15 protein-coding genes are annotated in these 14,419 nt (G+C 64.4%); 5 read left to right on the top strand and 10 right to left on the bottom strand.

Annotated features, from left to right (window positions below; genetic code table 11):
- Positions 1 to 91: 91 nt before the first annotated feature.
- The gene (locus ABIB27_RS10750) at positions 92 to 886 is read right to left on the bottom strand and encodes a hypothetical protein (protein WP_354215145.1); all 795 of its coding nucleotides are present in this window, start codon (positions 884 to 886) and stop codon (positions 92 to 94) included.
- A gap of 59 nt (positions 887 to 945) precedes the next feature.
- On the opposite strand from ABIB27_RS10750, the gene ABIB27_RS10745 reads away from it, so the two are divergent.
- Positions 946 to 1,503, top strand: coding sequence for a prepilin peptidase (locus ABIB27_RS10745; protein WP_354215146.1), 558 nt, complete (start codon positions 946 to 948; stop codon positions 1,501 to 1,503).
- Positions 1,504 to 1,664: 161 nt separating this feature from the next.
- Here the strand turns inward: ABIB27_RS10745 and ABIB27_RS10740 are convergent, their stop codons facing one another.
- From ABIB27_RS10740 to ABIB27_RS10725, 4 genes are all read right to left on the bottom strand, one after another.
- Complete coding sequence (locus ABIB27_RS10740; protein ID WP_502909175.1) at positions 1,665 to 1,838, bottom strand: TetR family transcriptional regulator; 174 nt, start codon at positions 1,836 to 1,838, stop codon at positions 1,665 to 1,667.
- Between the two features lie 143 nt (positions 1,839 to 1,981).
- Complete coding sequence (locus tag ABIB27_RS10735) at positions 1,982 to 3,403, bottom strand: class II fumarate hydratase (protein WP_354215147.1); 1,422 nt, start codon at positions 3,401 to 3,403, stop codon at positions 1,982 to 1,984.
- Between the two features lie 77 nt (positions 3,404 to 3,480).
- The gene (locus ABIB27_RS10730) at positions 3,481 to 4,095 is read right to left on the bottom strand and encodes a carbonic anhydrase (RefSeq protein WP_354215148.1); all 615 of its coding nucleotides are present in this window, start codon (positions 4,093 to 4,095) and stop codon (positions 3,481 to 3,483) included.
- A 9-nt stretch (positions 4,096 to 4,104) separates the two neighbouring features.
- Entirely contained in the window at positions 4,105 to 4,785 is a 681-nt protein-coding gene (locus ABIB27_RS10725; protein WP_354253867.1) for a DUF4245 domain-containing protein, read from the bottom strand.
- A gap of 219 nt (positions 4,786 to 5,004) precedes the next feature.
- Here ABIB27_RS10725 and glpX point away from each other — a divergent pair, with 219 nt between their 5' ends.
- A complete protein-coding gene (gene glpX / locus ABIB27_RS10720; protein ID WP_354215352.1) occupies positions 5,005 to 6,027 on the top strand; it encodes a class II fructose-bisphosphatase in 1,023 nt (340 codons plus the stop codon).
- Between the two features lie 153 nt (positions 6,028 to 6,180).
- Positions 6,181 to 7,200, top strand: coding sequence for a lipid II:glycine glycyltransferase FemX (locus tag ABIB27_RS10715; RefSeq protein ID WP_354253864.1), 1,020 nt, complete (start codon positions 6,181 to 6,183; stop codon positions 7,198 to 7,200).
- Here ABIB27_RS10715 and manA read toward each other — a convergent pair.
- The 4 genes from manA to ABIB27_RS10695 form a co-directional block, all read right to left on the bottom strand.
- On the bottom strand, positions 7,187 to 8,440 hold the full coding sequence (manA, locus tag ABIB27_RS10710; RefSeq protein WP_354215150.1) for a mannose-6-phosphate isomerase, class I: 1,254 nt from the start codon (positions 8,438 to 8,440) through the stop codon (positions 7,187 to 7,189). The genes ABIB27_RS10715 and manA overlap by 14 nt on opposite strands.
- Positions 8,441 to 8,515: 75 nt before the next feature.
- A complete protein-coding gene (locus tag ABIB27_RS10705; RefSeq protein WP_354215151.1) occupies positions 8,516 to 10,162 on the bottom strand; it encodes an LCP family glycopolymer transferase in 1,647 nt (548 codons plus the stop codon).
- Between the two features lie 10 nt (positions 10,163 to 10,172).
- The gene (purE, locus tag ABIB27_RS10700; protein ID WP_354215152.1) at positions 10,173 to 10,772 is read right to left on the bottom strand and encodes a 5-(carboxyamino)imidazole ribonucleotide mutase; all 600 of its coding nucleotides are present in this window, start codon (positions 10,770 to 10,772) and stop codon (positions 10,173 to 10,175) included.
- On the bottom strand, positions 10,769 to 11,965 hold the full coding sequence (locus tag ABIB27_RS10695; protein WP_502909174.1) for a 5-(carboxyamino)imidazole ribonucleotide synthase: 1,197 nt from the start codon (positions 11,963 to 11,965) through the stop codon (positions 10,769 to 10,771). Before ABIB27_RS10695 ends, purE begins: the two co-directional genes overlap by 4 nt.
- Before the next feature lie 171 nt (positions 11,966 to 12,136).
- On the opposite strand from ABIB27_RS10695, the gene ABIB27_RS10690 reads away from it, so the two are divergent.
- Positions 12,137 to 12,712: a GtrA family protein gene (locus ABIB27_RS10690; RefSeq protein WP_354215153.1), complete on the top strand. Its 576-nt coding sequence runs from the start codon at positions 12,137 to 12,139 to the stop codon at positions 12,710 to 12,712.
- A gap of 42 nt (positions 12,713 to 12,754) precedes the next feature.
- Here the strand turns inward: ABIB27_RS10690 and ABIB27_RS10685 are convergent, their stop codons facing one another.
- A complete protein-coding gene (locus tag ABIB27_RS10685; protein WP_354215154.1) occupies positions 12,755 to 13,453 on the bottom strand; it encodes a TIGR03089 family protein in 699 nt (232 codons plus the stop codon).
- Positions 13,454 to 13,863: 410 nt separating this feature from the next.
- Here ABIB27_RS10685 and ABIB27_RS10680 point away from each other — a divergent pair, with 410 nt between their 5' ends.
- Positions 13,864 to 14,406: a WhiB family transcriptional regulator gene (locus ABIB27_RS10680; protein WP_354215155.1), complete on the top strand. Its 543-nt coding sequence runs from the start codon at positions 13,864 to 13,866 to the stop codon at positions 14,404 to 14,406.
- The last annotated feature ends 13 nt before the right edge of the window (positions 14,407 to 14,419 follow it).

Raw genomic sequence — 14,419 nt, 5'->3', positions numbered from 1 at the left:
ATGCCCACGATTCTCCCAGCCGCCCCTACGAGGACATGGTTATTCTGTCGGCGTTTTAAGAATTAGGGCCTGTCATTTCTGACCCACGCACCTAGGCGCCAATGTCCCAGCTGATGTGGCGGCGGACGTCCGTGAGGTTCATGGACTCGGCGAGGAAGAGGTCATCCAGCATGTATTCGTCAAGGGCGATGATCCGGATCCAATGGCCATAGTCCGGTGTTGGCCCCTCCAGCGACTGACTGGCGACACAGACGCTTGTCTCCAGGTCGATGCGCACACGGTTGGGGCCGGGCTGGCAGAGCGGCGCTGCGGGATCCGTGGCACGGTAGGAGGCGGTAGGCGTGACCGTTGCCTCCAGTGCCGACCGGCCGTGGTGATCCACTCGGCGCACGTTGTCCACCGCAACCGCGTTGGACCCGGGGAATTCGAGGGGCGCAGGCGCGTTCCCCGCAAGTTCCACGGGATCGAGGGCGGCCGAGAAGCGGCCGTTCCCGAAGCCTGGTTCGCCGTACGCGGCTTCCGGTCGGCGCCTGACCAGGCCGCCGTCGTCGTAAACGGGCGCCACGAGGTGAGGCGGCAGCAGCCAAGATTTCCGTGTTGAACTGATGTACAGCCCGTCCCTGGAATCATTGATGCCGGTAGTGCTGTGGAGGACAAGACGGTCAGCGGTCTCTAAACGGAGCGCCCCGGGCCGCCGCAGCCAAGCCCGGACCAGCGGGGCTGCAGGATCGGGAGCCTCGGCGAACGGCTCATCCCAGTATTCAAACCGCAAGGACTGCCACTTCCAAGGGGAAGACCGGCACAGGTTCCGGAACATTGCGGTCAGGTCAGTGGCCGCGGCACTGCCCTCCGGATCCGGCCGGCGCCTGGTGTCCCATGTCGACATATCCACAGTTTACGCGTGGGCTCTGCGGGCCTGCGCCAGAATCCAGTAGCATCCGAGGGGTGATCCGACGACTCGATGGACTGTGGGACGACACCCCGGTGGCGTTTTGGCTGGTGCTTGCTGCATGCGGGTACTTTCTGGTGATGGCGGCGCGGTTGACGGTTATCGACGTCCGCCACCACCTGCTGCCCAACCGGATTGTGTTTCCCTCATACGCTGTGGCTGGGGTTCTGCTGCTGGCGGCCGCAATCGCGCACGTGGTTGCCGGTTCCGGCGCGCTGCAGGTAACGCCCGACGGCGGTGCGGAACTTCTGGGGGTACCGGCGCTGCGGATACTTGCCGGGGGAGCCGTTCTCTGGGTTTTTTACTTTGTCCTGCGGCTGGTCTACCCACCTGGCATGGGCTTCGGCGACGTCAAGCTGGCAGGCGTCCTGGGGATGTACCTCGGCTACCTCGGCTGGGCGCACGTGTTTGCCGGGACGTTCGCGGCGTTCCTGCTGGGAGGCCTCTGGTCGCTGGCGCTGCTGGCGGCCCGCCGTGGCACTCTAAAGTCCGCCATTCCATTTGGCCCGTTTATGCTGGCGGGGGCCGCCGCTGCCATGTTGCTGCCCGCCTGATTCGGCCTGCCCGCCTGATTCGGCCGCCCGGCAGGCCAGTGGACTTAGCGCTTATCCGCCCATGCAGGAACGTGGGAACAAAGGCAATCGCCGAGAACATGCCCAGGCCCAGGGTAAAGCCGATTGCGGTGGCGTTGATGAAGTTGCGGTTTTTGAACAGGCTAGTTATGGAACGTTCGGCAGGAGATGCCCACCTCGTCGCAGACCTCTTCCACCGTGAAGCCGTTGAGGCCTTTGGCTGCGGTTAACGCGCGGGCGGCCGCGGTGACAGCTTTGCGGGTTTGGCGGCGCTTGCGCTCACGGAGACCACCGTCACTGGGTGCACTATTTTCCACGAAGTGAAATTTTGCACCAATCAACAAGAGTGCAAAAGAATCCCGTCAGAGACGCCGACGGCGGCCGACGCCTTCCGTGGGGAAGGTGCCGGCCGCCGTCGTTATTCTCCGGGGCCTCCGCCGCCAAGGGAGGCGGTGGGGACTTATGCCTTGTGCGGCGGGCGCGTCATGGACATAACGTCCAGGGCGGTGTCCAGCTGCTGTTCGGTCAGTTCGCCGCGTTCCAGGAAGCCCATGGCAACCACGGTCTCGCGGATCGTGAGGCCCTCGGCCACAGCCTTCTTCGCAATTTTGGCAGCGTTTTCGTAGCCGATGTGCTTGTTCAGCGGCGTGACGATGGACGGCGAAGCTTCGGCCAGGAAGCGTGCGCGCTCCACGTTGGCGGTGATGCCATCGATCATCTTGTCGGCCATCACGCGGCTGGTGTTGGCCAGCAGCCGCACGGACTCGAGCAGGTTGGCGGCCATGACCGGGATACCGACGTTCAGCTCGAAGGCACCGTTGGTGCCGGACCAGGCGATAGCGGTGTCGTTGCCGATGACCTGGGCGCAGACCATGATGGATGCTTCGCAGATGACAGGGTTGACCTTGCCGGGCATGATCGAGGAGCCGGGCTGCAGGTCCGGGATGGCGATTTCGCCGAGGCCGGTGTTGGGGCCGGAGCCCATCCAGCGGAGGTCGTTGTTGATCTTCATGAAGGAGATCGCGATGTTGCGGAGCTGGCTGGACGCTTCGATAAGGCCGTCGCGGTTTGCCTGGGCTTCGAAGTGGTCGCGGGCTTCAGTCAGCGGCAGTCCGGTGTCGGTTGCGAGCAGTTCGATGACGCGCTCCGGGAAGCCGGCCGGGGTGTTTATGCCGGTTCCCACGGCCGTGCCGCCGAGCGGAACTTCGGCGACGCGGGGGAGGGATGCGTTGATGCGCTCGATGCCGTAGCGGACCTGGGCTGCGTAGCCGCCGAACTCCTGGCCCAGGGTGACCGGGGTGGCGTCCATGAGGTGGGTGCGGCCGGACTTGACGACGTCTTTGAATTCGACGGCCTTGCGCTCCAGCGACTCCGCCAGGTAGCCGAGGGCCGGGATGAGGTCGTTAATCAGGGCCGAGGTCGCAGCGACGTGGACCGAGGTGGGGAAAACGTCATTGGAGGACTGGGAGGCGTTGACGTGGTCGTTCGGGTGCACAACCTTGTCGCTGCCGGCGGCCTTGAGGGCGCGCGAAGCCAATTCGGCGATGACCTCATTGGTGTTCATGTTCGAGGACGTACCGGAACCGGTCTGGAAGACGTCGATGGGGAAGTCGCTGTCGTACTTGCCGGCAGCTACCTCATCGGCAGCCGCCGCGATCGCCTTGGCCAGCTCGCCGTCGAGCACCCCAAGTTCCGCGTTGGCCTGGGCAGCAGCCTTCTTGACCCGGGCGAGCGCCTCGATGTGCGCCCGTTCCAGGGTCTTGCCGGAGATGGGGAAGTTCTCAACTGCACGCTGCGTCTGTGCACGGTACAGGGCGTTCACGGGGACGCGGACTTCGCCCATCGTGTCGTGTTCAATGCGGAATTCTTCAGTGGAAGTCATGGGGCTAGCTTAGGACGAGGTACGCCCGGGGCTAAAACCGTGAACCGCATTGCTACGGGGGTTGGAGGGGGTCCGCGCTAGATCTCGCCGATCCCGGAAACCACGTTCGCCCGGCCCTCGGCGAGGCTGTAGGACAAGCCGATCACTGCGGCGCGGCCGTCCTCGATTGCGGCAGAAATCACACGCGAACTGTCCACAAGGCGCTGGGACGTCTGCTTGACGTGCTCCACCACCATGTCGTTTATCTCGTGCTCGCCGTTCCGCAGGGATGTCAGCACGGACGGTGTGATGCGCTCCACGAGGTCCCGGATGAAGCCGCCGGGCATCTGACCGGTTTCGACGGCGTCCTTGGTGGCGCTTACTGCCCCGCAGCTGTCGTGGCCGAGGATGGCGATCAGCGGTACCCCCAGCACACTGATGCTGTACTCGAGCGAGCCGAGTACGGCGTCGTCAATCACCTGCCCTGCGGTGCGCACCACAAAGGCGTCTCCCAGCCCCAGGTCGAAAATAATCTCCGCAGCGAGGCGGGAGTCCGAGCAGCCGAAGATCACGGCAAACGGGTGCTGGTTCTCCACCAGCGACGATCGGCGGGACGAGTCCTGGTTCGGATGCGAGGATTCGCCGGCAACAAAGCGTTCGTTGCCTTCGCGCATGCGGCGCCAGGCAAGGGCAGGGGTCAGGTAGGTAGCCACTGGCCTACCTTACGGCGCCGGACTGGCGGACGGTGAAACCGTTACGGGCGGATTGCCGTCCATAGACTTCACGACGGCGTCAGCCAGGACGGCGAACTCGTCCAGTTGCGCAGCCCCGGTCAGGACAACGGTGGTTCCGCGGTAGTTCAGGATCATGCTCTTCTCGCCTTTGCCTGCGTCCCGGAGCTCCCAGGCCTTGCCGCCCGCATCGCGGGTTCCTGTGACGGGAGCACTCTTGGTCTTCTGAAGAAGCCAGGTGGGATTGGACTGCCGGGTCTGGACCAGGCCGATAAAGGAGTCCTTCGGTGTGACGTAGCCCACCTCCCACGCGGGAACGCCACTGCCGCTGCCGGACTCCCAGCGTGCGTAATTGGGCCTGTATGCACCGGCCGTGTCCGGCGCGGCGGGTGTGAATCCCGCCACATCCGTAGCGTTCCGGGCCACCGCACCGACGTCGATGTCAGGGCGGAATCCGTCGCTCTTGGGAAGGGGATTCATCAGGAGGATGGGGAGGAAAGCGGCAATGCTGACCACCAGGGCAACGATCATGCCGATCACTGACGCATTGGCGCGTTTGGCGGCTGCGGCCGCAATAACGGGCTTTACGGGAGGCTGGTCACCAATCGGCGTGCCCTGTCCGTTGCGTCCGGAGTCCGAGGGATCTGGTTCTTGGCTGGTCTTTTCCTGCATTTCACTCACCCCTCTATAGTCACCCATGCGCGGGCCCAACTCACATTTGGGGTTGAGGTCCGGGCCGGTGGCACATATTGCGCGGGGACGTCATGCCGGCACCCGGGAGTGGCGCCGCGACTATGATCAGTAGCAGAGGAATCACCGCGTCGGCTGAACCCGGCTGAGCGGGTCCAATGATCGCCACTCAAAGAAGAGGTTCACGTGTCACCAGCGCCTATGACCCAGCAGTACTCCACGATCTCGCCCTCACTTGCTGTGGGTATCGACGAGCCGGACCGCAACCTTGCCCTTGAGCTCGTCCGCGTCACCGAAGCCGCAGCCATCGCCGGTGGCCACTGGGTTGGTTTCGGCGACAAGAACAAAGCTGACGGCGCCGCCGTCGACGCCATGCGATCCTTCCTTCACACCGTCCACTTCAACGGCGTTGTGGTCATCGGCGAAGGCGAAAAAGACGAAGCCCCCATGCTGTTCAACGGCGAACACGTTGGCGACGGCACGGGCCCCGAGTGTGACGTTGCCGTGGACCCCATCGACGGCACCCGGCTGACTGCCCTGGGCATCAACAACGCCCTCGCCGTCCTCGCCGTGGCTGAGCGGGGTTCCATGTTCGACCCCTCCGCGGTGTTCTACATGGAGAAGCTCGTCACCGGCCCCGAAGCCGCCGACATGGTCGACTTGCGCCTCCCGGTGAAGCAGAACCTGCATTTAATCGCCAAGGCGAAGGGCGTGAAGGTCAACCAGCTCAACGTCATGATCCTGGACCGTGACCGTCACCGCCCGCTGGTCGAGGAGATCCGCGAAGCCGGTGCGCGCACCAAGTTCATCATGGACGGCGACGTTGCCGGCGCGATTGCCGCCGCACGCTCCGGCACCGGCGTTGATGCCCTCATGGGCATCGGCGGCACACCTGAAGGTATCGTTGCCGCCTGCGCCATCAAGTCCCTCGGCGGCGTCATCCAGGGCCGGCTGTGGCCCACCAGCGACGAAGAGAAGCAGAAGGCCCTGGACGCCGGCCACGACCTGGACCGGGTGCTGTCCACCAACGACCTCGTCTCCAGCGACAACTGCTACTTCGCGGCCACTGGCATCACCGATGGCGACCTCCTCAAGGGCGTCCGCTACTCCAAGGACAAGGTCCTGACCCAGTCCATCGTGATGCGGTCCAAGTCGGGCACCATCCGCTTCGTTGATGGCGAGCACCAGGCCAGCAAGTGGGAAGGCTACGCCCGCAAGAACTAATCGACGGGTTTGGCGCGAGGGGCGCCACACTGCTGCTGCGGTGTGGCGCCCTTTTGTGCCTGCAGCCTGGCTCGCTGCCTGCCCACGGCCTGCCTTGTCGCCGCGGACGCTGTACGGCCAGCCGCGGCAGGCCGTTGGTATAGGGTTGAATTCATGAGTCTTGCCGTTGTGCCCTGTACTGACCGCGCCGTCTGGGACGGTTATGTTGACCGGTTCCAGGGCCATCCGCAGCAACTATGGGGCTGGGGTGAGACCAAGGCCATGCACGGCTGGTCCGTGGACCGGGTCCTGGTCACCGACGATGAGAACATCCTCGGCTGCGCACAGTTGCTGGTCCGGAAGCTGCCATCCCCGTTCGGCGCCCTGGTGTACGTGCCGCGCGGACCGATGTGCTCCGAAGACAACGCCACCGCCGTCCTTGAACAGCTGGCCGGCTACGCTTCCTCCCGCCACCACGGCGTGGCCCTGAGTATCGAACCGGACTGGGACGCAGAGTCTCCCTTCGCCCCCGCAGTGGCTGCCGCCGGCTTCAAGCCCTCCGCCAACACCGTGCTTATCCCGCGGACCCTCATCCTCGACCTGGCCAAGACCGACGATGAGCTCATGGCCGACATGTCCAAGTCCACGCGCGCCAACATCCGCAAGTCAATGCGCAGCGAGGTGGACTTCCGGAAGGTTGCGGCGGCGGCGGAGCTGGAGCAGGTGCTGGGCATCTACCACGAGACGGCTGCCCGGGCGGGGTTCGGGATCCACGAAGACCAGTACTACCGGGACATTTGGGCCAACCTGGGCGAGGGCTCACCCATCATCGGAGCCTTCGACGGTGATCAGCTGCTGTCCTTCGTCTGGCTGTCCCGGAGCGGGGCAACCGCGTTCGAGCTCTACGGCGGCGTCTCTGCCGAGGGCCAAAAGCAGCGGGTGAACTACGGCGTGAAATGGGCTGCCCTGCGTGCCATGCGCGAGGACGGCTGCTGCCGCTATGACTTCAACGGCCTGCTCAACGACGGCATCTCCGATTTCAAGAAACAGTTCGCCAAGCACGAGAACATGCTGATGGGAACCTGGGAGAAGCCACTGTCGCCGCTCTACCCGGTCTACGCCCGGGCCATGCCTGCTGCCCGCAAGGCCCTGCAGGCAGCACGCCGCCTGCTGAAACGGGTTACCCGGCGCTGAGCGCGGTGGTGACGGCGAATGCAACGGTCGTCTCCGTAACCCCTGCCACAGCATGGACGTTCACCGGAGCTTCGGAGGCGGCCAGGAATGCGCTGCCGCCGCGGCCCAGTTCCAGGTCGCCCTTGGGCGAGTCGAGGTACACCGCGCCTTCCACGACAATCACGACGACGGCGCCTGACTGGGCAAGCGGGACCGGCGCCCCGCCCGGGGCCAGCTCGATCCGCTGAAGCTGGAATTCCCGGAACGGGGGCCGGTACAGCTGCTGGCCCAGTCCGGAAATTTCCGGGTTCAACATCGGGACTTGGACGGAAGTGAAGTCGACGGTGCGCAGGAGTTCGGACACGTCAATGAATTTGGGTGTCAGACCGCCCCGGAGCACGTTGTCGGAGGAGGCCATGACCTCTACTCCCAGGCCGGAGAGGTAGGCATGGATCTTTCCCTCGGGCAGGTAGACAGCCTCACCGGGGGCCAGCGATATGCGGTTGAGCAGCAGCGAGATCAGTACGCCAGGATCACCCGGGTACTGCTCATGGAGGGTGATGACCGTGGAAAGCTCCGTCTGGTACGGTGCCAGCGAAGCGCCGGAGATCAGGGCTGCGGCCACCGTCGCCGTGGCCCGCGGGACATCGTCGCCGCCCTGAATCAGACGTTCGAAGGCAGCCCGCAAACCGGTGCCCTCGTCCGGATTTTCGAGGAAATGGATCAGTTCGGTCAGCAGGGGCGGCACCTCGGTTTCCATCAGGTCGAAACATGCGCCAATGTGGGCCAGGATCTTCCGGGTGACTGCAGGATCCCGGAATCCGCAGAGCGATTCAAAGGGGGTCAGCGCAAGGATCATCTCCGGCTTGTGGTTGTCATCACGGTAATTCCGGTTGGCTGCGTCCGGGGCGATGCCTTCAGCATTTTCCCGCGCAAATCCTGCCCTGGCCTGCTCGATGCTGGGGTGAACCTGAAGCGACAAGGGCTGGGCAGCCGCAAGAAGCTTTGCCAGGAATGGCAGCCGCGGCCCAAATTCCGCCACTGATTCGCTGCCGAGGAAGTGCTCCGGATCTGAGGCAATCAACGCATCCAGTGGTGTTTCCGAGCCGTCAGTCCGGCGGGCCATAGACGGGGCGCCGGGGTGTGCACCGACCCACAGTTCGGCTTCCGGTCCGCCGGACGCGGGGCGCCCCAAAAGCTCTGCGATGGCTGTTCTGGAACCCCAGGCATAGTCGCGGAGGGCGTTTTCAAGTTCGTACAAAGCCGGGTCCATCCTTAGTATTCAGCTCTTCAGTAAGTGTGTAAGTGTGTAAGTGGGGCAGGGCGGGCGGCACGCCTACAGGGGCGCGCACTGACCGTTGGTGGCCACGAGTTGGCGGATGGCTTCCTCGTTACCCTCGCGCTTGAGCTGGTTCAGCAGCTCCTCGGTGATCGGTTTGCCGTCGGACGTTGTGGTCACCGGTGTGAAGTCCGACGACGGCGGGGGAGTTTGTTGCGCGGGCCAACCGCCTGCCAGTCCGGAAGCAGCCTGCAACGGTCCGGCTGCCTGCAAATGTCCGCCAGCCGTGGGGGGCTGCACCACGCCGTCGACGAACGCTGCAGCCTTCGGGCCCGAAGCAGATGCCAGAAGCTGGTCCACCTTGTCGTGGATGACGTCGAAGTCAGGCACCGTGGAGAAGGAAGCGTCGAAGTCGGGCGGACCAATGGTGAGCCGCCTGGCTTCCTGACCCTTGGCCTTCATGGCAAGATCCACAAAGCTGCCGAGCTGGGACGAGGAGATGGTGGACTCCACCACCTTGGTGCCCGCGCTGGCGATGTCCTCGAATTTGGACAGCAGCGTGGCCGGGTCCAACTGCTTCAGCATGGCCTGCTGGACACACTGCTGACGCTGGATGCGGGAGTAGTCGTCGACGTATTCGCGGGACCGTCCGTACCAAAGTGCATGCTCGCCATCGAGTGTTTGTTCACCGGCGGGAATCCAGCCCAATGGCATGCCGTGAGTGCGCGTAACCTCGTCGAAGTACCCGCTCATCGGAACCCAGCCGCCGGCCTTGATTTTGATGCCGCCCATAGCGTCGATGAGTTTGGCGAAGCCCGCCATATCCACCAGAACATAGGCCTGGACAGTAATGCCCAGCGTCCCTGAGACTGCTTCGAGAGTCGCCTGCGCACCGGGATCGGCCACCCCAGGGTAGAGGTCGGCGTGCTCATTCGTTACTTCAGTGTTGATGGCGTTGATCAGGCACTCGTCACCACAGTTGTACCCATCCGGGTAGATCTTGCGCATGGGGGAGTCTTCGCTGAACTGGGCGTTCTGGAGGTTTCGCGGCACGGAGATGATGGCGGTCTGGCCGGTCTTGGCGTCCACGCTGAGGACGGAAAGGCTGTCCGGGCGCCGGCCCGTGCGGTCATCGCCGGCGTCACCGCCCATCATCAGGAAGTTGTAGCGGCCCTCCACCGGATCAATCGCTGGCCCGGCCGAGAAGATATTGCCAATGGCATTGCGCCCCACGTTGAGCAGGTAAGCGGCGTAACCCAACGTGCCGCTGCTCAGGACCAAGGCAATGACAAGCGAAATCACGACGGCGGGACGCGCCCCCGGCGCCAAGAGGACCGGTCTGATGAGCCGAAGGGTGTTGATAAAGAGGAACGCCCACCCGAGGGCGAGCGCCACCAGGAGCACGATGATCACCAGCGAAGCGAACGGGTTGGTGATGACATTGATCAGGAGGGTGCGGTTGAAGATAAACAGCAGCACTGTTGCCACCAGCACCACCCAGACGCCCAGGGTCACCCGCAGGGCGGTTCGGCCGACTTTACGGTCACCGGCCACAATCTGCGCGCTTCCGGGCACCAGAAGAGTCATCAGCAGCAGGACAAAGGCCCGCTTGGTCCGGACAGGGGACGGGGCGCCGGACGGAAACCGTACGGGGTCGGTCATGACGGTGCCGGGGGCGGGGTGCTGCGGTTCGCTTCTGGACATGTTCCCGTACCTAGCGGCCGCCCCGGAGGACGCCATTGCCGTCAGCGAAGACTTCGCTGACTTTCTGCCTGAGGTTGGCTCCCTTGCGGGCGGCGACATCGTTGAGCTCCTGGGCGAAGTCCACGAGGTCGGCGCGGAGCGAGGCTGCCAGTGCGTCCGTGCCCGAGGCGAGGATGCGGACGGCCAGCAGGCCGGCGTTGCGGGCGCCGGCTATGGACACGGTGGCGACCGGCACGCCGGCCGGCATCTGCACGATGGAGAGGAGGGAATCCATGCCGTCCAAGGTCTTCAGCGGGACCGGGACACCAATAACAGGAAGCGGAGTCACGCTGGCCAGCATGCCGGGAAGGTGTGCGGCTCCGCCGGCGCCTGCGATGATGACGCGCAGGCCGCGTTCGTGGGCCGTCTGCCCGTACCGGATCATTTCCGTGGGCATCCGGTGCGCGGAGACCACATCTGCTTCAAAAGGGATGCCGAATTCGGCCAGGGCATCGGCTGCGGCCTCCATGACCGGCCAATCCGAGTCCGAACCCATAACCAGCCCGACGATGGGTGCGGTTTCGGTGTCAACCCCGGTCAGGTTGGTGCCGGTGGTGGTGTCGCTGTTCATGCGTTCTCCTCGGAAATGCGTGCTGGTTCTTCGGCAGGAACCCGGCCGTCGCGGATGATCGCCGCCACCCGGGTGGCGCGCTGCCGGACTGAGTCCACGTCATCGGTGGAAGCCCCCAGCAGGTTGACGTGGCCAATTTTTCGCCCGGGACGCACGGACTTTCCGTAGCAGTGGACCTTGGCCGCCGGCTCGCTCGCGAGGGCGGCGGGGAAGGCGGAGAACAGGTCCTGGTTGTCGCCGCCGAGGAAGTTCTTCATCACCACCACGGGGCCCAGCACGTCAGTGGCGCCCAGCGGGAGGTTCAGTACCGCCCGCAGGTGCTGCTCGAACTGGCTGGTCACTGAACCGTCCTGGGTCCAGTGGCCCGTGTTGTGGGGCCGCATCGCGAGTTCGTTGATAAGGAAGCCGGCGCCGGTCCCGGGCGTTTCAAAAAGTTCGGCGGCCATCACGCCGGTCACGCCCAGTTCGCTGGCAATCCGCAGTGCGGCGTTTTCGGCTGCCGCTGCCACATCCAGGGGAATGCCCAGCGCGGGCGCAATGACTTCATCGCACACACCGTCCACCTGGATGGTGTGTACCACCGGCCAGGCCCTCGCTTCGCCGTCCGGGGTCCGCGCGACCAGCGCGGACAGCTCGCGGCTGAAATCAACCTTGGCTTCGGCGAGCAGCGGGCTCATTGCCTCAAACCACGGAGCCGCCCCGGCCGCGGCTTCGGCGGAGTCGATAATTCGAACGCCCTTGCCGTCGTAGCCGCCGCGGGGCATTTTGAGAACCACCGGCCAGCCGATGCTGTCGCCGAAGCTCACCAGCGCGGGGACATCGGAGACCGCAGCCCACTCCGGATTTGGAAGCCCGAGCCTGTCGATTGCCGCCCGCATAACCAGTTTGTCCTGGGCGTTGATCAGTGCGTCCGGCCCGGGCTGGACGTTCACGCCGGCGGCCTGAAGCGCGCGGAGGTGGTTCGTGGGGACATGCTCGTGGTCGAACGTCATGACATCGAGGCCCTCCGCGAAGTCGAGGAGCGTTTGGAGGTCTCGATAGTCACCCACTGGTGAAGTGGACACGGCTGAAACGGCGGAAACGTCCTCGCCTTCGGCCAACACACGGAGTTCAAAACCAAGGGCGGTGGCGGCTGGGGCCATCATGCGCGCGAGCTGGCCGCCGCCAACCACGCCGATCACTGGAAAAGTCACATGTGTCAGCCTACAGAAAAGCTCGGCGGATCCCGGACTTCGGGCGCCACGATGCCCGGAAAGCAGGTAATCTGGCCGCCGCGGGACCTGGTGCGCGGGGCGGTTCCCAGATTCGGCGCTAAAATAGACCTCTGGCCGTGTGGCCCACAGATCGGACGGCCATGGAGGGTCATGATTAATTCACTCGCAGAACGTATCCGGGGGCTAGCCTCGCTGTTTTGGCGCGAGGTTGCGAAATTCGGAGCCGTTGGCGGTGTGGCCTTCGTCATTGACTCGGCAGTCTTCATCTGGCTGTTTACCGGCCCCATGCACGGCAGTGAGGTATGGGCGAAGGCTATAGCCACCATCGTGGCGAGCATCTTCTCCTGGGTTGCGAACCGCTTCTGGACATTCCGGCACCGCAAACAGGCCAATGTGCTCCGCGAAGCGGGGCTGTTCGCCGTGATGAACCTGGTGGGGCTCCTGATCGCTTCCGGCTGCGTCTGGTTCGCGAAATACATTCTCGAGCTGAACGATAAGCCGTCCCTCTTTATTGCAGGCAGTGTTGTGGGCCTGATCCTGGGCACCATCTTCAGGTTCTTCGCTTACCGGTTCTGGGTCTTCAACGAGGAGTTGGACCAGGAGCCGGAGTTCTCCCACGACCACGAGCTCATCGAAGTGCACCATCACGAAACGGCCGCAGCTGTAGCTGCCCCGGGCGCGGAACGCCCAGAGCAGGACGTTACCGAACCCCCCCGGCAGCCCTAGCACCCGGCTCCGCGCCGGGCGCGGAACTACCTTCCCGCGCCGCTACTTCCCCTGGACGCGTTCGGCGGCGAGGAGCTGCTCTGTCAGCTGCACGTCGGGATGGACCAGCACCACCGAGCCGCCGTTCTGCCACGCGCCGAGTGAGTTGGACAGGGCTGCTTCCATGCCGTCCGAGGCCCTGACCAGCAGCCGCACGCCTTCATCGTGGGTGGCGGAAAACCCGGACAGCAGGTGTTCGTGGAGGTGCCGCTGCCCGTCGCTGCCCGAAATGGCGAAGCTGTTTGCGGAGGGGTCTGTATGCAGCATCAGGACGTCGCCGTGGGAGCGAACCTCGGCGGCATAGTCGATAACTCCGGCGGGCAGCTCCCCCGGCCACCGCATGGCAAGCGCCGGCAGCGCAACAGCGATCACGGCGTCGTACGTTCCGGTGACGCTTTCGGGGTTGTCGGTGACGAGTAACTCGGCCTCGCCTCCGTCCAGGACAGTCCCCATGCCGAGCTGCCAGGCGGCCAGGGCCCAAATCAAGGATTTCCAGTGCGCCGGGAGGTCAAGGCCGAGCCGCATCCCCGGCTCGGCGTCAAGCTCGTCCTGCAGCAGGTTGCCCGTTTTTGCCACCCAGTTGTCCAGGACGCGGCCGGAAAGTTCAACGCGCTCGGAGTCAGGGCCGTACCAAGTAAGGCGCGGCGATGTGGCGTGGCCGGAACGCAGGGAAGTCATCAGATCGATCGCCGGGATGCTCATCCCACCATCTTGCCACGGCCCCTCTACGACCTCCTGAGACGGGGAGCGCCGACCATCAGGAGGGGTGGTTCCCCACCTCGGCCATCCTGTGATGTTGCTCACAGTAGTTTGTAACCTCATTTGTCTTATTGGGGCGGCGCCTGTAGTTTTGGCCGGTATTCATGGGAATCGGGGTCTCCCGGTGCTATGTCGAGGCCCACCCTTGGTCCGGCGTGCCGGATCCTGCGCAAAATTCCCGGGCGTGGCGTGACAGGGTTTGGCCGGGACAGTTGATTAGTATTCCTGCCGCGGCTTGACTCGCTGCTAGTTACACACGTGTAATTAGATATCGAAAGCCACTGCGTAGATACCGGCACGCAACCGAGTGCCAAGGGGCCAGGCAGTGGCTGCAAACTTTCAGGAGGGTCGCCGTGGGGCAAGCAGAGCGTATCCATGAAGACGCCGTAGTGGCCGGCCAGGCAACGGCTAAATACCGCGCACGGGGCGTACCGAGCGACTGGTATGTGGATCCCGCCGATCCTGACGCAGCGGACCGTTACAACCGAAACACCAAAGACCCCCTCCAGGACCAGGCCACCGCCTTCCTGGCCGCGCACGAGGCGCTCCTTGACGGCGGGCACGGCCAGGACGATGACGACCTGGATCCGCCCATGGAACTGCGCACCTCCGTGGCGGAAGCTGCCCAGCCAGTGTGGATCGGGTTGCCGTTCAGGCAGGACTTTGATGATGAAGGTGAACTCGGCTGGCAGACTGATGCCCTTTGCGCGCAGACCGATCCGGAAGCTTTTTTCCCGGAGAAGGGCGGATCCACGCGCGACGCCAAGAAGGTCTGTGGTGCATGCAATGTGCGCTCACAGTGCCTGGAATACGCGCTGGCAAACGACGAACGGTTCGGCATTTGGGGCGGCCTTTCCGAGCGTGAGCGCCGGCGGCTAAGGAAGCGAGCAGTCTAATTCTTCAGGAAGT

This window comes from Arthrobacter sp. UYEF21, from assembly GCF_040546085.1.
GTDB lineage: Bacteria > Actinomycetota > Actinomycetes > Actinomycetales > Micrococcaceae > Arthrobacter.
The sequence above is the reverse complement of the archived record's forward strand: the minus strand, read 5'-3'. Positions and strand labels throughout refer to the sequence as shown.

Excerpts from the sequence above, each read along its gene's own strand:
- ABIB27_RS10705 (WP_354215151.1), bottom strand. The coding sequence starts at position 10,162 with ATGTCCAGAAGCGAACCGCAGCACCCCGCCCCCGGCACCGTCATGACC.
- ABIB27_RS10685 (WP_354215154.1), bottom strand. The coding sequence starts at position 13,453 with ATGAGCATCCCGGCGATCGATCTGATGACTTCCCTGCGTTCCGGCCAC.
- ABIB27_RS10725 (WP_354253867.1), bottom strand. The coding sequence starts at position 4,785 with ATGCAGGAAAAGACCAGCCAAGAACCAGATCCCTCGGACTCCGGACGC.
- ABIB27_RS10715 (WP_354253864.1), top strand. The coding sequence starts at position 6,181 with ATGAGTCTTGCCGTTGTGCCCTGTACTGACCGCGCCGTCTGGGACGGT.
- ABIB27_RS10735 (WP_354215147.1), bottom strand. The coding sequence starts at position 3,403 with ATGACTTCCACTGAAGAATTCCGCATTGAACACGACACGATGGGCGAA.
- glpX (WP_354215352.1), top strand. The coding sequence starts at position 5,005 with ATGACCCAGCAGTACTCCACGATCTCGCCCTCACTTGCTGTGGGTATC.
- ABIB27_RS10690 (WP_354215153.1), top strand. The coding sequence starts at position 12,137 with ATGATTAATTCACTCGCAGAACGTATCCGGGGGCTAGCCTCGCTGTTT.
- purE (WP_354215152.1), bottom strand. The coding sequence starts at position 10,772 with ATGAACAGCGACACCACCACCGGCACCAACCTGACCGGGGTTGACACC.
- ABIB27_RS10750 (WP_354215145.1), bottom strand. The coding sequence starts at position 886 with ATGTCGACATGGGACACCAGGCGCCGGCCGGATCCGGAGGGCAGTGCC.